Origin of the sequence: Nitrosospira multiformis (genome assembly GCF_900103165.1) — a bacterium.
GTDB lineage: Bacteria > Pseudomonadota > Gammaproteobacteria > Burkholderiales > Nitrosomonadaceae > Nitrosospira > Nitrosospira multiformis_D.
The window spans coordinates 801,024-819,826 of the sequence record NZ_FNKY01000001.1; the positions used below are offsets into that span (position 1 = coordinate 801,024).

General features: G+C 52.9%; 17 protein-coding genes. 15 read left to right on the forward strand and 2 right to left on the reverse strand.

Annotation, left to right across the window (positions count from 1 at the left end):
- Positions 1-203: 203 nt before the first annotated feature.
- The 9 genes from hpnH to pnp all read left to right on the forward strand — a co-directional run bounded on the left by hpnH (position 204) and on the right by pnp (position 11,615).
- Entirely contained in the window at positions 204-1,313 is a 1,110-nt protein-coding gene (gene hpnH / locus BLR00_RS03655; RefSeq protein WP_074630855.1) for an adenosyl-hopene transferase HpnH, read from the forward strand.
- A 118-nt stretch (positions 1,314-1,431) separates the two neighbouring features.
- Positions 1,432-2,127, forward strand: coding sequence for an HpnM family protein (locus BLR00_RS03660; protein WP_256324038.1), 696 nt, complete (start codon positions 1,432-1,434; stop codon positions 2,125-2,127).
- Between the two features lie 49 nt (positions 2,128-2,176).
- Complete coding sequence (locus BLR00_RS03665) at positions 2,177-4,843, forward strand: MMPL family transporter (RefSeq protein ID WP_074630856.1); 2,667 nt, start codon at positions 2,177-2,179, stop codon at positions 4,841-4,843.
- 363 nt (positions 4,844-5,206) lie between these two features.
- Positions 5,207-5,986: an MlaA family lipoprotein gene (locus BLR00_RS03675; RefSeq protein WP_074634115.1), complete on the forward strand. Its 780-nt coding sequence runs from the start codon at positions 5,207-5,209 to the stop codon at positions 5,984-5,986.
- 225 nt (positions 5,987-6,211) lie between these two features.
- Positions 6,212-8,149, forward strand: coding sequence for a squalene--hopene cyclase (gene shc, locus BLR00_RS03680; RefSeq protein WP_074630858.1), 1,938 nt, complete (start codon positions 6,212-6,214; stop codon positions 8,147-8,149).
- Positions 8,146-8,877, forward strand: coding sequence for a phosphorylase family protein (locus tag BLR00_RS03685; protein WP_074630859.1), 732 nt, complete (start codon positions 8,146-8,148; stop codon positions 8,875-8,877). Before shc ends, BLR00_RS03685 begins: the two co-directional genes overlap by 4 nt.
- 4 nt (positions 8,878-8,881) lie before the next feature.
- On the forward strand, positions 8,882-9,052 hold the full coding sequence (locus tag BLR00_RS16585) for a hypothetical protein (protein ID WP_176759929.1): 171 nt from the start codon (positions 8,882-8,884) through the stop codon (positions 9,050-9,052).
- Between the two features lie 41 nt (positions 9,053-9,093).
- A complete protein-coding gene (gene rpsO, locus BLR00_RS03690) occupies positions 9,094-9,363 on the forward strand; it encodes a 30S ribosomal protein S15 (protein WP_074630860.1) in 270 nt (89 codons plus the stop codon).
- Between the two features lie 143 nt (positions 9,364-9,506).
- Positions 9,507-11,615, forward strand: coding sequence for a polyribonucleotide nucleotidyltransferase (pnp, locus tag BLR00_RS03695; RefSeq protein ID WP_074630861.1), 2,109 nt, complete (start codon positions 9,507-9,509; stop codon positions 11,613-11,615).
- 151 nt (positions 11,616-11,766) lie between these two features.
- Here the strand turns inward: pnp and dksA are convergent, their stop codons facing one another.
- Entirely contained in the window at positions 11,767-12,189 is a 423-nt protein-coding gene (gene dksA, locus BLR00_RS03700) for an RNA polymerase-binding protein DksA (protein WP_074630862.1), read from the reverse strand.
- Positions 12,190-12,732: 543 nt separating this feature from the next.
- On the opposite strand from dksA, the gene BLR00_RS03705 reads away from it, so the two are divergent.
- From BLR00_RS03705 to BLR00_RS03730, 6 genes are all read left to right on the forward strand, one after another.
- Positions 12,733-13,113 (forward strand): CREC-EF hand family protein, encoded by a 381-nt coding sequence (locus BLR00_RS03705; RefSeq protein WP_074630863.1) that lies wholly within the window; start codon positions 12,733-12,735, stop codon positions 13,111-13,113.
- Positions 13,114-13,256: 143 nt separating this feature from the next.
- Complete coding sequence (locus tag BLR00_RS03710) at positions 13,257-13,664, forward strand: EF-hand domain-containing protein (protein WP_074630864.1); 408 nt, start codon at positions 13,257-13,259, stop codon at positions 13,662-13,664.
- 13 nt (positions 13,665-13,677) lie between these two features.
- Positions 13,678-14,529 (forward strand): HvfB family MNIO-type RiPP peptide maturase, encoded by an 852-nt coding sequence (locus BLR00_RS03715; protein WP_074634116.1) that lies wholly within the window; start codon positions 13,678-13,680, stop codon positions 14,527-14,529.
- The gene (locus BLR00_RS03720; RefSeq protein WP_074630865.1) at positions 14,510-15,265 is read left to right on the forward strand and encodes an HvfC family RiPP maturation protein; all 756 of its coding nucleotides are present in this window, start codon (positions 14,510-14,512) and stop codon (positions 15,263-15,265) included. The genes BLR00_RS03715 and BLR00_RS03720 overlap by 20 nt, the downstream gene beginning before the upstream one ends.
- A gap of 212 nt (positions 15,266-15,477) precedes the next feature.
- Positions 15,478-16,110: a class I SAM-dependent methyltransferase gene (locus BLR00_RS03725; protein ID WP_074630866.1), complete on the forward strand. Its 633-nt coding sequence runs from the start codon at positions 15,478-15,480 to the stop codon at positions 16,108-16,110.
- Between the two features lie 30 nt (positions 16,111-16,140).
- Complete coding sequence (locus BLR00_RS03730; protein ID WP_074630867.1) at positions 16,141-17,343, forward strand: BaiN/RdsA family NAD(P)/FAD-dependent oxidoreductase; 1,203 nt, start codon at positions 16,141-16,143, stop codon at positions 17,341-17,343.
- A gap of 56 nt (positions 17,344-17,399) precedes the next feature.
- Here BLR00_RS03730 and BLR00_RS03735 read toward each other — a convergent pair whose 3' ends face one another.
- Positions 17,400-18,740, reverse strand: coding sequence for a DEAD/DEAH box helicase (locus BLR00_RS03735; RefSeq protein WP_074630868.1), 1,341 nt, complete (start codon positions 18,738-18,740; stop codon positions 17,400-17,402).
- Between the last annotated feature and the right edge of the window lie 63 nt (positions 18,741-18,803).

Here is an 18,803-nt window from a genome sequence, read left to right on the forward strand (position 1 = left end):
CCTAAAGTGGCTGTGTGTTTAGTTTATGAGCCATACGTGCTAATATACTGATGCAATAAAATGTCGCCAGGAAGTAACAAAAAAGAGAGATGACATAGGCCGCCAGCGCAGTGTAAAAGATTTTATGAATTTTAGAATAATAAGAAAAGTGATTTCTGTGCGGCTATCAGTCAGTTTATTGAAGTTTTTTGGAGGATTTACTGATGGGAGTTCCTTTACGTCAACAGATAGCTGTCGGTAGCTATCTACTCAAGCAAAAGCTGAAAGGAGTAAAAAAATATCCTTTGGTCCTGATGTTGGAGCCTTTGTTCCGCTGTAACCTGGCCTGTGCGGGTTGCGGCAAGATTGATTATCCGGAAGATGTTCTTGACCAGCGCCTTTCATTTGAGCAATGCATGCAGGCTGTTGATGAATGTGGCGCACCGATGGTATCGATTCCCGGTGGCGAACCACTGATACACAAGGAGATGCCACAAATTATCGCGGGTATCATTGCCCGGAAGAAGTATGTGTATCTCTGCACGAATGCGCTTTTGTTGAAAAAAAGGATTGATGACTATACGCCGTCACCTTTTCTGACTTTCTCCATCCATCTGGATGGCATGAAAGAGAGACATGATGCCTCGGTTTGTCAGGACGGCGTTTTTGATCGTGCGGTTGAGGCAATCAAATTGTGCGTGGCAAAAGGATTTAGAGTTACCGTGAACTGTACCCTGTTTCAGGGTGAAACCCCGGAGGACGTTGCCGAATTCCTGGATTATGCCATGGAGCTAGGCATTGAGGGCGCAACGATTGCACCGGGGTTCAGCTATGAACGTGCGCCGAAACAGGATATCTTTATTAAGGGACAAGATACCAAGAAACTATTTCGGGGTATTTTTGAAATCGGCAAGAAGCGCGACTGGAAATTGAATCATTCCAAGCTTTATCTTGATTTTCTGGCCGGCAATCAGGATTACGAGTGCACCCCATGGGGTAATCCGACGCGTAACATATTCGGCTGGCAGAAACCCTGCTATTTATTACCGGATGAGGGATATGCGGCCAGTTTCCAGGAGTTGCTGGATGATACTCCCTGGGAGAAATACGGGAACAGCAGCAATCCCAAATGTGCGCAATGCATGGCTCACTGCGGTTACGAAGCGACGGCCGTTGAAGATACATTGCAGCATCCGCTGAAGGCATTGCTCGCCTCGCTCAAAGGTCCGAGAACGACCGGTCCAATGGTGGCCGAGCCTACACCTAAATGGGTAACCGAAGAACTGAAAGCTCGCAAAACAATTGGCGGAATTCCTGTCAGGGTGGAGCGATAGAAGATCCAGTCAGCGAGTTGGCGCGGAGCATTCACGTGGGTTCGGTGGCGTGTCAGAGCGCCATCGAATTCGCGAGTTATTGCCAGCGTGTAGTTCCGGCGAGGAATTTCTCTGGGCCATGACAAGGATTTCGGTGCTTCGTTACAGCGCGGTCAGCACATTTGCGGTAAAGGTAGTCAATATGAAAGTCCTGCGTGCAATCAAGTCTGTATTGCAATTCCAGATAATAGTAGCGGCCATGCTGATGGTTACGCCCGTATCCTGGGCCGAGACGATGGATTCCGGCAGCCCGGAGCAGGTCGTCAGTCATCTGCACGAGTCCCTGATCAAGGCAATGCGCGAAGGCGCAAAACTCGGCTATCGAGGCCGTCTCGAACTTCTGACCCCCGTCATCAATCAAACTCACGATCTGGACTTTATCGCACGTACCACTTTGGGTCCCAACTGGACTCAGCTGAGTACCGCTCAGCAGCAGACTTTCACGGATGTTTTCCGGAAGCTCAGCATTGGCACCTATGCGGGGTGGTTTAAAAGTCATGAGGGTGAGCGTTTTGAATTTCTGGAGCGGCAGGTCATGCCGCGAGAGCAGATAATGGTGCGCAGCAGGCTCGTTCCATTGAAGGGCGAGCCTGTACGTTTCGACTATATTTTGCGTCAGGGGAAGGAGGGGTGGCGCATTGTCAATATCCTTGCCGACGGCGTCAGTGACCTTGCGCTCAAGCGTGTTGAATACCGTGCTATCCTTCAGCGTGACGGTTTTCAGACGCTCATCGACATGCTCAAGAAAAAGATCGCCTTGACCGAAGAAGAATAAGAAAATCACGCAGCACCAAGGGCCGATCGCTCCAAATTCTTCCTGAAGGATGACTATTTCCGCCAAAGCTTCTCACAGCCGCATCTATGATATTTTTGCGCGCTGGTCCACCATCTCCTACCGTTACGGCGCCTGGATTCTTTTTGGAGCGTTGTTGACCGCTGTGGCATCCAGCGTCTATGTTTCGCGTAACCTCGGCATGAATACCGATACCACAGACATGCTCTCCGAGCATCTGCCGTTTCGCGTCAACATGAAGCACTACAATAAAACCTTCCCGCAAGACATGGAAACTCTGCTGGTGGTGCTGGATGCGCCCACACCCGAGCAGGCCTATATGGCAGCAGACCGTCTTGTGGCGCGTTTAAAAGAGGACACCACAAACTTTCATGATGTCTATCCCCCAAACGTAAATGACTTCTTCGCGCGCAATGGCTTGCTCTATCAAAACCTCCCGGAACTGGAGCAGATCACTGACAGTCTGGCCGCGGCACAGCCGTTAATAGCGCATATCGTCAGAGATCCCACCCTGCCCGCTTTTGTTTCTGTACTTTCCGGTGCGGTGGACGAATTACGCAAGGGGCGCAGCATGGAGCTTCAACCTGTGCTAAGCGGGTTGAGTACGACTCTGGATGCGCGGCTCGCGAGTGCGCCCAGGGTGTTGTCATGGCAATCCCTATTCCATGGCGAACCCCAGAAAAGCAAATACCAGGAACTAATCGTCGTAAAACCGAGACTGGATTACACCCTGATGTTCCCGGCCGAGCAATCCATCGCAGCGCTGCATGCCGCCGCGAAAGATACTGGCGTAACGAAAGATGGGCCGGTGCGGTTGCGCATCACCGGTGAGGTAGCCCTGGCCGAAGAGGAGCTCAACAGTTCGCTTCGCGGGATGGAATATGCCGGGATGATTACATTTATCCTGGTGGCGGTGGTACTTTATTTCGCGATGCGCACCGCTGGACTGATATTCAACGTGCTACTTTGCCTGACAATGGGTCTGATTCTCACCGCGGCCTTCGCTACTGCTGTAGTCGGTCACCTGAATCTGATTTCCATTGCTTTTGCGGTGTTATACATTGGTTTGGGGGCGGATTTTGCAATCCACTTTCTGCTGCGGTATCGCGAGGTTCTGGAAAATGGTCTTCCGCCCACAGAGGCCGCGCATATATCTGGCGGGGATGCAGGCGCCGCATTGACTGCGTGTACCATCACCAACGCCATTGGGTTCTACGCATTCATGCCCACCGATTATAGCGGAGTAGCGGAGTTGGGGATCATCTCCGGTACCGGCATGATCATCAGTCTGCTGGTCACCCTTACTTTGGGGCCTGCCCTCCTGCGTTATCTGCCGAAACGGCCGCCAAAGACTTCCATCACAAAGGGTTCTGTCGGCAAAGTGCTCGAATGGTCATTAAAATGGCACAAGTTGACCTATGCCGCTACGGCAGTGGCAGCCATTGCCGCGATTGCTCTATTGCCCCAGGTAAGATTTGACTACAATCTGCTGAATATGCAAGATCAGACTGGGGAAGCGGTGCGGACTTTCCGGGAGCTTCTTGCGGATACCGACCATTCACCCTGGCACGCGGTTGTATTGGCCAAAGATCACCAGGAAACGAAACGCCTGGCGCAGCGATTGGCTGAGCTTCCCGAAGTGAGCAAGGTGATCACGATTCTCGATTTCGTGCCGGCGGAGCAAGAGGAGAAACTCCAGCTTGTCGAGGAAATGGCACTGACGATGGGACCGATCTCGGTTTCAAGCAAGGCCCAGGCTACCGGGGAAGATACCTCGCTGCGGCAGCGAAAGGCGCTTGATGAACTGGCCGCCGCATTAGATCGATTCATAGCCGAGCGTCCTGGTCATCCCGCGTCTGGAACCGTACGAACCCTCAAGGCGTCTCTGACTTCGCTGTTCGTCCAGCTCGATGCAGCCAGCACAGACGAAAAACGCAAGCTGCTGAATGCCATTGAGGAAGATCTGCTTGCGACGCTGCCTATTGCTTTGCGGAGTTTGCACACTGCCACGGAAGCCGCTCCATTTAAGGAACAGGATCTGCCCGCATCGCTTGGGGGGCGCTGGCATAGCCAGTCAGGTGAATATCGGCTGGCGGTTTATCCTGCGGAAGATCTCAACGACAATGAGGCATTGCGACGTTTTGTGCGGGCGGTTCAGGAAGTGGCGCCCAATGCAACCGGGGCACCCATAGTGAGTCTTGATGCAGGCGAGGCCGTCGTGAAGGCATTCGTTCAGGCGTTCTTGCTGGCGCTGCTGGGGATTGTCGTCGCATTGCTGATAATACTGCGCAGTGTGAAATACATGTTGCTCGTGCTGACCCCGCTTTTGTTATCCAGTTTGTTCACCGCCGCATTCACCATCCTGTTGAATGTCCCATTCAATTTCGCCAATATTATCGCTCTGCCATTGTTGCTGGGTCTTGGTATCGACAGCAGTCTGCACATGGTGCACCGAAGTCTGAACAATGAAATGGTGAGCGAAGTTTTGATTCACACCAGTACCGCACGCGCCATTTTTTATAGCGCTCTGACCGCTTTGGTGGATTTCGCAAGTCTTATGCTTTCATCGCACCAGGGCACCGCCAGTATTGGAATAATGCTGACGGTGGGACTGACTTTTACTTTGATCTGTACACTCGTTATATTGCCGGCGATACTGCGTACCCCCGTCCGGAGCGCGAATTCCACTTCGCCGTAAGGGCGGTCGGGGAGACATTTCTGTCATTGGCATAAGCCTTCTCCGGCGAACGTCGCATCCATGGAGTTATAATCCGGATGTTTTATGAATTGACGCGCATTCCCGCTGGTCTTTTGTTTCGTATGGAAATTTTGTTCAATCTGGCATATGAATAACTATGCCACTCAATTGCAAAATATCATTACAAAACAATTTTTATTAAATTTTAGCGTGAATTTAAGAAAAATCCGGGAAAGAAAGTTATGCGCCAATTTGACAATAATTGTTTATACTGCGCACCTTGAATTATTATGCTATGTTGCAAAAATGTTACTGCCCCGGGAGATTTACGATTAACAAGGTTGGTTTACGCCTTACTTGATTATGACGCATACACCGGCAACCATTCTATTACTAGTATGTGCGGTGCTGTTTACCGGTTGCGCCACCGTGCGTCCGAACGACACAGGCATGGATTCGATCGATCCCAACGAGAAAACCAATCGCAAGTTTTATGATTTCACCGATATGGTTGACCGGAACGTTCTGGCGCCGGTTGCCGATGTTTATATCAAGTATATTCCCAATCCCATGCAACGTTCGATCGGAAATTTCTATGACAATCTTGCATACCCGAACGTTATTCTGAATGCTTTTTTGCAGGGCAAGGGTCGCCAGGGACTCCAGGACAGTTTGCGTTTTGTGGTTAATACGACCATTGGACTGGGAGGACTTTTTGATATGGCAACGCCCATGGGTCTGGTGCAGCACGACGAAGATTTTGGGCAGACGCTCGGCGTGTGGGGGGTTAATACAGGATCTTATCTGTTTGTTCCCCTGATTGGGCCCAGCAGCTATCGGGATGCGCCCGGCATTCCCGTAAGCGTTTTCAGCAATCTTTTATTTTATGCGGGGACTGTTGCCAGTACCGCCATTGTGGGGCCCGTCACCGTTCTGGGTATTATTGACAAGCGGGCGAGATTATCCGGTCCCATGCGCGTACGCGACCAGGCGGCGCTTGATCCTTATCTATTTGTACGTGAGGGGTTTTTACAACAACGTAAGCATCTGATTTATGACGGTGATCCGCCACCGGAGGTCTACGATGACCCGATCGACGACGATCCCGCCCAGAATAAGCCTACGGTCAAGCCATTACTCTGAAAATTAATTTCAAGCGAGTATAATAGAACATTAGATCGGCATCAGTTCTTTCTGCGATGTGGCAGGCATTCTGGAATGCCGGTTGTCGGCAGGTGGTAGCTCATGGTTCATTCGCAAGGGAAAACCGACCATGCAACCCACTTCCTGCATCGCCGGAGGTTACCATCGGGATTCAATGATGGATATGCCGATGGATCCACGTAGTACGGTAATAGGTAAAAACGAATGAAAAGATTGGAGCGTACCGCCAGATTGTCTTCGCAAGATAGATTCCTGAGTTCAACGGCGCTGGAAGATGGATTGACCGCGGCGCGCGAGGCCATGCTTTCCCTGCAGAAAGAGGATGGCCACTGGTGTTTTCCGTTGGAGGCGGACTGTACAATTCCGGCGGAGTATGTGCTAATGATGCATTTCATGGATGATGTGGACAGGGATCTCGAAGTCAGGCTCGCCCGATTCATCCGTGAAAAACAGGATCCCGCGCATGATGGCTGGCCGTTATACTACGGCGGCCATTTCGATCAAAGCTGTACGGTCAAAGCCTACTACGCCCTGAAGCTTGTGGGCGACTCTCCCGACGCGCCGCACATGATACGCGCACGCGCAGCTATTCTGGAACATGGAGGCGCGGCACGGGCAAACGTATTTACGCGGATACTGCTTGCCATGTATGGCCAGATTCCCTGGCGTGGTGTTCCGTTTGTGCCGGTCGAGATCATATTGTTGCCTCGCTGGTTTCCGTTCCATTTAAGCAAAATCGCGTACTGGTCACGTGCCGTCACGGTACCGTTATCCATTCTTTGCAGCTTGAAAGCGCGTGCCGCGAATCCGCGCAATATCCATATTCAAGAGCTGTTTACAGTGTCTCCGGAAAATGAACGGGGTTACTTTCCGGTACGCACCCGGCTGAATTGGCTATTTCTGATGATTGAGCGTATTGCCTCGCCATTCGAGCGATTTATTCCGTCTTTTCTGCGGCGCATCGCATTAAAGCGGGCGGAGCGCTGGACAGTGGAGCGGCTTAACGGCGAGTGCGGACTGGGAGCGATTTTCCCGGCGATGGTAAATGCCAGCGAGGCGCTGGCATTGCTGGGCTACCCCTATGAGCATCCGTATCGAGAGCAGTGCCGCAACGCACTCAAGGGGTTGCTGGTGGACGAAGGCGAGCGTGTCTGGTGTCAGCCATGCACATCGCCGGTATGGGATACCGTGCTGACAGGCCTTGCACTACAGGAGGGCGCGGGCAGAGATGAGAGGCCCATCCGCAAGGCCCTTGACTGGTTGATTCCCAATCAGATACTTGACGCACCCGCCGACTGGCAGGAAGAGCACCCTGGCCTGGCGGGCGGTGGCTGGGCTTTTCAGTACGCTAATCCCCATTACCCGGATCTGGATGATACTGCCGCGGTGGGATGGGCATTGCATCAGGCGGATCCCGAGGGTTATCGCGAAAGCATTATACGCGCGGCGGACTGGCTCGCCGGCATGCAATCCCGCAACGGCGGTTTTGCGGCTTTCGATAGCGATAATACCTATTACTACCTGAACGAAATTCCGTTTGCCGACCATGGTGCCTTGCTTGATCCCCCCAGCAGCGACGTCACTGCCCGCTGTACCGGTTTTCTGGCATTACACGGCGACCCCAGACATAAGAATGCGGTGGAACGGGGTTTGACTTACCTGTTTCGCGAGCAGGAACCCAGCGGAGCCTGGTTCGGACGCTGGGGGAGCAATTACATATATGGTACCTGGGCGGTATTGGAGGCTTTCCAGCTGGCGCGTGTGGATTACGGTCATCTTGCTATTCGTCGCGCGGTACAGTGGTTAAAGTCCGTGCAGCGTGATGACGGAGGCTGGGGTGAGGGCAACGATTCTTACTCCGAACCACAACAAGCGGGGCGTTTTGAGACGAGCACATCCTTCCAGACAGCGTGGGCGCTACTTGGTCTGATGGCGGCAGGTGAGGGGCAGAGCCATGAAGTATCCCGAGGTATAGCATACCTGCTGCATGAGCAGGATAGCGATGGCCTATGGCATGAGCCCTGGTTTACCGCGCCGGGCTTCCCGCGGGTTTTCTATCTTAAATATCATGGGTACACGAGTTATTTTCCGCTGTGGGCTTTGGCTAGATTTCATGCGCTGACCCGGAAGACCTCTGCGTGAGGGGGGTGGGTATCGTCACCGCAATGCGGGTGGAAGCTCGCTGCGTTACCCCACTTCGCTTGCCGTTTAACAAAAGAATCAGCCTGGGGGAGAGCGCGGCGATATGGCTCTGCGGGATAGGCGCGGAGGCGGCTCGCGAAGCGGCGGAAGGCCTGAAAGCCGGCGGGGCTACCGCTCTGATGAGTTTCGGGCTCGCCGGCGCATTGGACTCCAGCCTGCGGCCGGGCGATCTGGTGTTGCCGGAGTCGATTTACGGCGGTCGCTTGTTGCCAATTGATTTGGGCTGGCGTGCCCGGCTGCGACAGCTTCTTCCTGCCCGCTTACGGGTGGCGGGTGGCATGTTGGCGGCGAGTACGCAGGTGCTGACTTCAGCAACCGCAAAGCGCGAGTTGGCGCAGGCTACCGGAGCTTGCGCAGTGGATATGGAAAGCGGCGCGGTGGCGGAGGCCGCCGCCCATGCCGGGTTGCCATTCCTGACGGTGCGGGCAATCTCGGACCCGGTGGAGTTTTCACCCCCCTCGATTCTGCTTAGCGCGATACGCCGCGACGGCAGTCCCGACATGATGCGTCTGCTGCCATTATTGCTGCGGCGATCCGTGCCGCTCGGCACGCTACTGCGTCTCGGAGTGGACTCCCGTGCTGCGTGCTCCACGTTATCCGCAGTGGTACGCCACGCGGACAGGGAAATGGGGCTTGTCTCGACGCATTCCGCCCATGAAGCGGATTAGTAGCATGGATAAAGATATTGAAATCCCAGGTGGCTTCCTGGCTGCGCAAGTGGGTGATATTTGTACCAAAGAAGATTTTCGTCATGGAAGATCAATAGGCACCAGTTGTTCAAGTCACATCAGCGATAAAATAAAGTCATCATATTACTTGAGAATTCACGCTGTTAAAGAGTAAAATACCGGCCTTTCGTATCAAGCATTTAATGGAGAGCACGCATGCCAATCACAACCGATCAAAAAGCACAAGTGGTGCGCGAGTATCAGCGTGCCACTGGAGATACGGGTTCTCCCGAAGTGCAGGTGGCATTATTGACCACTCGTATCAATGATCTGGCAAATCATTTCAAAGCGCACGTCAAGGATCATCACTCCCGCCGTGGGTTATTGCGTATGGTCAGCCGCCGTCGCAAGCTGCTCGATTATCTCAAGCGCAGCAGCGCTGATAGCTATCGTACGTTGATCGAGCGTCTTGGCTTGCGCAAATAGACTATCGATCCGTAATTACGACGGAAATCTGCGGAGCACATGAAAATTCTTGTCTCTTGCGATAAACGATAGTACGCGTCTCATGCTGGAACGGGTTGATCGCAAATGGACGGGAACGTTTTTTTGAAAAAAAGGGCAGTTAATTGAAATCAATCAAGAAAAGTATTAGCTACGGGCGTCATCAACTAACGCTGGAAACCGGGGAGATAGCAAGACAAGCGCACGGGGCGGTGATGGTTACCATGGACGACACCGTGGTTCTGGTGACTGTGGTGGGTGCAAAAAATGCCAAGCAGGGTCAGGATTTTTTTCCGTTGACGGTGGATTATCAGGAAAGAAGCTATGCCGCCGGTAGAATACCCGGCAGCTTCTTCAAGCGTGAGGGTCGCCCTTCCGAAAAAGAGATCCTTACTTCCCGTCTGATTGATCGTCCTATCCGTCCTCTGTTTCCAGAACGTTTTTACAATGAAGTACAGATCGTGGCCACCGTCCTGTCGTCCGATAATGAAGTGGATGCGGATATACCCGCACTGGTAGGTGCCTCGGCTGCGCTTGTGCTTTCCGGTATCCCCTTCGATGGTCCTGTTGGTGCTGCGCGGGTGGGCTACATCAACGGGGAGTATATCCTGAATCCCACCACGACCGAACTGAAACAAACCCAGTTGAATCTGGTGGTGGCGGGTACTCAGCAAGCTGTGCTGATGGTGGAATCCGAGGCATTGGAATTGTCCGAAGACATCATGCTGGGCGCGGTTATGTACGGTCATCAGCAAATGCAAGCGGTAATCAACGCCATCAATGAATTGGCCGACGAAGCAGGCGTTACTGCATGGGACTGGACACCAGCGGAAACGGATATCGCGCTGACTGAGAAAATCGCCGGTCTGGCGGAAACGGATTTGCGCGATGCATTCCAATTGAGGCAGAAGCAGACTCGATCCGAGGCTATCGACAACATCTGGAGAAAAGTTTTTGCTGAAGTCGGTGTCGACACAGAGGGTGGGCCGGATGGGCAAGTTGTAAAGGAGGTTTGTTTTGCTCTCGAGTCAAAAATAGTACGTTCCCAGATTCTCGATGGCGAGCCTCGCATAGACGGACGTGATACGCGTACCGTTCGTCCCATTACAATCCGCAACGGCTTGTTGCCGCGTACTCACGGCTCCGCCTTGTTTACTCGGGGGGAAACCCAGGCGCTGGTGATTGCAACCCTGGGCACGGGGCGAGACGAACAGAAAATCGATGCCTTGCAGGGAGATTATTCCGAGCGCTTCATGCTCCACTACAATATGCCGCCCTACGCCACCGGCGAAACCGGCCGTGTAGGCACGCCCAAGCGCCGCGAAATCGGACATGGACGTCTGGCCAAAAGGGCTTTGGTTGCGGTATTGCCTTCCGCCGAAGAATTTGGGTATTCGCTAAGGGTCGTATCGGAGATTACCGAATCGAATGGTTCGAGTTCCATGGCCTCGGTCTGTGGCGGCTGCCTTGCATTAATGGATGCGGGCGTACCATTGAAAGCGCATGTGGCGGGTATTGCCATGGGGCTCATTAAAGAGGGCAACCGGTTTGCCGTGCTGACCGATATTCTCGGGGATGAAGATCACTTGGGCGACATGGACTTCAAGGTAGCGGGCACCGAGAAGGGCATTACCGCGCTGCAGATGGATATCAAGATTCAGGGCATCACCAAAGATATTCTGCATGCCGCACTGATACAGGCCAAGGAAGGCCGCATGCACATTCTTCAAATTATGAAGCAGGCGCTGCCTTCAACACGCGAAGATATTTCCGAACATGCGCCGCGCATCATCAAAATTAAAATCAATCCCGAAAAAATTCGTGACGTAATTGGCAAAGGTGGTGCGGTAATCCGTGCACTGACTGAAGAAACCGGGACCACCATCGATATCGCCGACGATGGTACCGTTATGATAGCCTGTATTAACGCCGAAGGCGGCGAAGTGGCGAAAAAACGGATCGAAGACATCACCGCTGAGGTGGAGGTGGGCAGAATATACGACGGGACCGTATTGAAACTTCTGGATTTCGGCGCGATTGTTAGCGTTCTTCCAGGCAAAGATGGTTTGTTGCATATCTCGCAAATCGCCAACGAGCGCGTCAATAGTGTCGCCGATCATCTCAAGGAAGGTCAGGCAGTGCGGGTCAAGGTCCTGGAGGCGGACGACAAGGGACGGCTACGTCTAAGTATGAAAGCCGTTACCGTGGAGGGTGTTGACAACACTGTTTCATAAGCTTTAGCCGAGAAAATACGACTTTATGTTGTCATTTCTTTACGGTTGATTATAAAAAAGCCCCTATCGCGCGATAGGGGCTTTTTTACGGGAAGAAACAAGTTTGCGACAACAGGCAGATGCAAATAGGCCTGCGGAAAACACATCAATTTCACTTAGCTACCTGTTTTTCCCTTATCTCGTCAAGAGTCTTGCAGTCTATGCAGAGAGTGGCAGTGGGCCGGGCTTCAAGGCGCTTCAGGCCAATTTCAATGCCGCAACTATCGCAATAACCATAATCGCCAGTGTCTATTTTGGCAATGGTCTCATCAATTTTCTTGATTAATTTACGCTCGCGGTCACGATTGCGTAATTCCAGCGCCATGTCTGACTCCTGGCTGGCACGATCGTTAGGATCGGCGAAAATCGTCGCTTCATCCTGCATGGTATGCACCGTGCGATCGATATCCTGCCCTAATTCAATTTTAATACCTTCCAGTATGTTGCGAAAATGCATAAGCTGCCTGGAACTCATGTAGCTTTCCCCCTTCTTCAGCTTATAAGGGGTCGCTGGTTTACGCAGTTCTTGCGGCATTTTTAATATCCCTTTTATATTTCAGGTGACGTATAAAGGTACTTTTACAGAAAAGAATATTATACAGCAATACGCTTGCTATTCGTCCGCCGCGACATGCGGCTAAAGTCAATTCTAACCCATATAAGAGTTTGTAGATAACTTCGGAGTCAGTCAGTTTGCATGAACCCCACCCGCACGAAAGCACGAATTTTTGCAGAATTCCTATTGCTTGGATACCCCTGGAATAAAATAAATGCCACATTTCTCAAAATCGTCCATAAACGATGACCATCGCTATGAGTATTCTTCTCGTGGTTACCGCGCCGTGACCGGCCAGGTGCGACAATTTGTCGCACCTGGCCGAAAATTGTGCTATGTTACTTATGGCCATTATTTGCTCTGCCGGGTGCTTCAATAATGGTTGAGATTGTTTAGGGTATCCGCGCGCGTCGAGACCTGGTTGCAGAAGAAAGAGAGCAAGTTTGTGGGTTGCTACGACAAGTGCGGTTTTCTATCAGAGTGCAACGCAACATCCCCCTATATATACAGGAGAAGAAAATCATGTCTAACAGAAAATCCGTTATTTCCATAGCCGTTGGTTCTGCTTTCGTTGCTAGCCTTGGTGGTGCACCGGTCGTTTCCGCGGCTGACAGCCCCTTTGCCGTGCAATCTCTCGACAGGGGCTACATGGTAGCCGATGCGCATAAATATGGCGAAAAGAAGGGTGGAGAAGGTAAATGCGGTGGTCAGGGTGCATGTGGCGAAGGGAGGTGTGGCGCGGCTATGGCGGATGCAAACAATGATGGTAAGATCAGCAAAGAAGAATGGACCACGCATCACAACGCCATGTTCGAAAATATGGATGCCAATAAAGACGGCTTTGTCAGCAAAGATGAGATAAAGGGGAAAACGAAAGACGGCAAGTGTGGAGGCAGCAAGTAAGAGATAATTTTTCGAGCTGGGGGCGATTTTTCTGAGCGCGGTTTTCACACGGGAAGTCGACCCCTAGCTAAGCCCGTCCTCCAATCTCCAATTCCTCTTGAATTGTGACATAATATTTCATCCAAAATTTAGGAGAAAATATCATGCGCAATAAGAAAACCATGATTTCCCTGGCTGTGGGTTCCGCTTTTGCAGCTACGCTCGGTGCGGCGCCACTCGCCTCGGCGACTGATAATCCTTTCATCGCGCAATCCCTGGATAAAGGCATCATGCTCGCGTATGCCGATAAAGTGGATCCCAATAAATATGGGGGTGGAGCAAAATCCGGTGAAGGCCGATGCGGCATGTCGATGGTGGACACCAACAAGGATGGCAAAGTCACGAAGCAGGAATTCCTGAAACATCACGAGGTCATATTTGACAGGATGGATACCAACAAGGATGGCGCTGTCGATCAGCCTGAGGCTGACAGCTATGGAGGAGCCAAACCCGCCGCACCCCATGCGCCCGGCGCACCCAGTACAGCGCCCCATGGCGGGATGAAGAAGTAATTCCCGATCCGTGGTGGAATCCCTGTGCCGTGCCAGCGTAGGGCTGGGCTTTCGGCGGGAATTAATTCCTGAGCTAGAAAAGTGTGTTCCCGCCGCTATCGACTTCTTTGAAATCGCGCCGGAAAACTGGATCGATTTCGGTGGTGTGACGGGGCGGGATTTGCGCCGCTTCACGGAGCGTTACCCCTTTGTCTGTCATGGACTCTCACTCTCCATTGGTAGCCCGGCGCCGTTGGATGAGGAGTTGCTGCACAAGATCCGGCAATTCCTGGATCAGCATCAGATTTCCCTTTATACAGAACATCTCTCGTACTGTTCCGATGATGGTCATCTCTATGATTTGCTTCCCATACCCTTTACCGAAGAAGCAGTGAAATATGTTGCCGCACGCATTCGCCGTGCTCAAGATATCCTGGGGCGTCGCATTGCGCTGGAAAATGCCTCGTTTTACGTGCGATCGCCTATTACCGAAATGAGTGAAGCAGACTTTATCCGCGCTGTATTAACCGAAGCGGATTGCGACCTGCATCTTGACATCAACAACGTGTACGTCAACAGCGTTAATCATGCTTATGATCCCATCGAATTTATCTGCGCGATGCCTACGGAACGCATTGTCTACATGCATATGGCCGGACATTACCATGAAGCGGAAAATCTGATTATCGACACTCATGGCGCGGACGTAATCGATCCGGTATGGTCATTGCTGGATCAAACTTACCGCATTCACGGCATAGCGCCCACGTTGCTGGAGCGTGACTTCAATATTCCCCCCCTGCATGAACTGATGCATGAGGTCGAGCGCATCGGTCTGGCTCAGACTCGATATGCGGGTGCGAACCATGTCCGCGCCGCTTCCTGAATTTCAGCGCTTCCAGTACGCCTTTACCGCACATATCCGTGACCCTAAGGCGAACGCTTGTCCGCGTGGCGTTGAAGCAGCGCGTATGCGGATATATAGAAGGCTGGTTTACAACAACGTTGAGAGCTTCCTGTTGACCTGCTTTCCCGTACTCAGAAAAGTACTTGGAACGCGTCGTTGGAGGAGGCTCGTGCGTGCGTTCCTTGCCATGCATCGCAGCCGCTCGCCTTTTTTCAGGGAAATACCTGATGAGTTTATTCAGTTCCTGCAAACGGAATGGACGTCACCGGCGGATTATCCGGAATTCATGCTGGAACTTGCGCATTATGAATGGGTGGAACTGGTGCTATCCGTCTCAACGGATACTCCGGATTGGGACCGCATCGATCCCGGCGGCAGCCTGCTGGAACAATGTCCCGCTCTAAACCCGGCACTCGCCAATCTTTGTTACCGGTGGCCCGTGCATCGTATCAGCCCGCGCGCACGAACCATGCCAATAGAAACCTATTTACTGGTATTCCGCGATAACAGCGATCAGATTCGATTCACCGAAATCAACGCATTTACCTCGCGGCTAATGAGCCTGTTAGAAACCGCCGAGCATACAGGTCAAACGGCACTCGAAATTGTTGCCACGGAAAGTCATCATCCCTCGCCTGAAGTCGTGATTCAGGGAGGGCTGGCAATTATGCGTGATTTACAGGCGCGGGGCGCGCTGCTGGGTGTTCTGCGTTAGGGGACACAATGTAATGCGCCGGGTTTCTCCGTAACTCGAAGCGAGTTTCCCGCATTCCCGGGCAGTATGAATACCCCCAACGCGGAAATCAGAGACCTCCCGCCGAACACCGGAGTTTGCATCTCTGAGCATCGTATTTCTCTCGTTTCTGCAAATTGGGGTATGAGATATGACAAAAACTTGATCATTATGACGGCACATACGAACATCACATGAAGCTCGACCCGCTGGACCTGAAGAATATTTCTTCCCTTACGCTCGCCCACTACAACGAGCACGCTGAGCATTTCTGGGAAGGAACGAAAGATCATGACGTCGGCCAGAATATCGCGGCGTTGCTGAAATACATCGAGGGTAAATCACCTTATACCATACTGGATTTTGGCTGCGGACCGGGCCGTGATCTCAAGGTATTTACCGAACTCGGCCATATCGCGATCGGACTTGAGGGTGCACCGCGCTTCGTTGAGATGGCTCGCAGTCATACCGGCTGTGAAGTGTGGCACCAGGATTTTCTCGGACTCGATTTGCCGCATGAATACTTCGACGGCATATTCGCTAATGCTTCGCTGTTTCATGTTCCCGGCAGTGAGCTGCCACGTGTGCTGACGGAGTTGTGTAACACGCTGAAACCGGGCGGCGTGCTGTTCAGTTCCAACCCGCGCGGGAACGACGAAGAGGGCTGGACCCACGGGCGTTATGGCGTATATCATGATATTGAAAGGTGGCGAGGCTATATGGCCGCTGCCGAATTCGTCGAAATTACCCACTATTACCGTCCCGTCGGCCGGCCGTGCGCGCAGCAGCCGTGGTTTGCCAGCGTATGGCGCAAGGTGGGGGAGTAGCACCTGCCGGATCCAGTTCAGTTACATCGAATGAAAATAAAAAAGGATGTAATAGTGATAGGCGCTGGAGCGGCCGGGATGATGTGCGCGATCGAGGCCGGTAAGCGCGGACGCTCGGTCATGCTGTTGGATCATGCATCGAAGCTTGCGGAAAAAATTCGTATTTCCGGTGGGGGACGGTGTAATTTCACCAATCGCCACACCAGGCCGGAAAATTTCCTGTCACACAATCCGCATTTCTGCCGATCCGCGTTGGCACGCTTCACCCCGCAAAACTTTATCACGCTGGTGGAGAAGCATGGCATCCATTATCACGAAAAGAAACTGGGGCAATTATTTTGCGACAGCAGCTCGCAGCAAATAATTGACTTGTTGCGGCATGAGTGCGATGCGGCGGGCGTCGAATGGCAAATGCCATGTCGAGTGAACAACATAAGCCGCATCCATGCCGGTACAGCCCCCGGCAGATTCATGCTGGAAACCGACCGCGGCATCTTGATGGCCGATTCATTGGTCATCGCAACAGGGGGCTTGTCCATCCCACAAATCGGTGCAAGCCCCTTTGGCTATCGTGTCGCCGGGCAATTTGGCATTACTGTTACGCCGCTGCAGCCAGCACTTGTTCCACTGACTTTCGCGCAGGGTCAGCTAGCCAGCAGCGTCGCAGGGCTTCCAGGTGTCGCAATTGACGCGGCGGTGAGTTGTAATGGGGCCTGCTTTCGGGAGAATCTATTACTCACACACCGCGGTTTGAGCGGTCCCGCAATATTGCAGATTTCTTCCTATTGGCAACCGGGAATCCCAATTCATATCAATCTGCTGCCGGATCTCGACGCGGCGGCGTGGCTGCTCGATCACAGGCACAGCACGGGACTGCTATCCAAGCTGATAACGCAATATCTACCCAGACGCTTTGCACAGGCCTGGTGCGACGATATTATGCGGGATCAGCCTGCCCAGCCGATAAACCGGTACAGTGAAACCGGATTGAGGCAGATTGCCGCGCAATTGCATAATTGGCAAATCACACCCAGCGGCACCGCGGGATATAAAAAAGCGGAAGTGACACTGGGCGGGGTGGACACCCGTGAATTGTCATCCAAGACGATGGAAGCAAGAAAAATACCCGGATTATATTTTATCGGCGAAGTCGTGGATGTGACGGGACATCTGGGTGGATTCAATTTTCAGTGGGCTTGGGCGTCTGGTCATGCGGCGGGTCAGTTCGTGTAATTCAGACGCTGGCTGCCATCGTGCCTTGCATCACATTGTAACGAGAACAAATCGGATTAACGGCCACGCCCGCCCGAACGATGCAGCGTGGGTATGCGACCCGCAGCGGGTTTTGCGGGTATCCTGACTGCTGGTGGTTTGGTACCTGGCTGGCTCTTTCGTTGGGTACGGCCATGCCGTCCCGGTAGCCCGGGTGGTGTGCGGCGTTGCCCGCCGTTGCTCCCATTCATAATCGGTTCGGCTTTAATGCGCGGGTCGGGCTCGAAACCCGCGATGATCTGTTGAGATAATTCTCGCTTGATCAGCCTTTCAATGTCAGTCAACAGTTTAAATTCATCCACACAGACCAGCGACACGGCATCGCCGTCAGACCCGGCACGGCCGGTGCGTCCGATGCGATGGACGTAATCCTCCGGCACGTTAGGCAACTCGAAGTTGACCACATGGGGTAGTTCGGAAATATCTATTCCACGCGCCGCGATGTCGGTTGCCACCAGCACCTGCAGGCTACCCGTCTTGAATTCAGCCAGTGCGCGGGTGCGCGCCGATTGGCTTTTGTTGCCATGTATGGCAAGTGACGGGATACCGCTTTTGATCAGATACTCCGCCAGCTTGTTGGCGCCATGCTTGGTGCGGGTAAACACGAGCACCTGCGACCAATGGTGCTTCTTAATGAGGTAGGCAAGCAGATCACGCTTTCTTTCACGGTCTACCGGATGGACCGCATGCGTTACATTGTCGGCAGTGGCGTTGCGGCGCGCCGCTTCAATTTTCACCGGCTTGTTCAGCAAACTGGTAGCCAGCGTCTGGATTTCGTCGGAGAAAGTTGCCGAGAAAAGCAGACTCTGCCGCTGTTTAGGCAGTAGCGCGAGTATTTTTCTGATTTCGCGAATGAAGCCCATGTCGAGCATACGGTCCGCTTCATCCAGTACCAGGATTTCAACACGTGACAAGTCGACAGTTCGTTGCTGCACATGATCCAGCAAGCGCCCCGGAGTGGCTACAAGAATGTCCACACGGCTCTTCAGGCGAGTAATCTGGGGATTAATACTGACCCCGCCGATCATCGTCATCGAATTCAGCTTCAAGTATTTGCCGTACTCCCGGATGCTTTCCTCCACCTGTGCCGCCAGTTCGCGCGTGGGAACGAGAATGAGTGCACGTATCGGCGGACGGCCGCTGGATGGTCCTTTCACGCTTTTATCGGACAAACGATGCAGGATGGGCAAGGTGAAGCCGGCGGTTTTGCCAGTGCCGGTTTGAGCCCCGGCCATTAAGTCGCCGCCAGCGAGCACGGCGGGGATCGCTTGCAGCTGAATGGGTGTTGGGTCGGTATAGCCGCATTCAGTCACGGCACGAATGATTTCATCGGACAGGCCGAAGATAGAGAAAGACATAAAACTCCTGGGGTAACATCGGCCTGTCGCCCGGGTAACGAGGCGCCAGTCTTAGGCAGACGG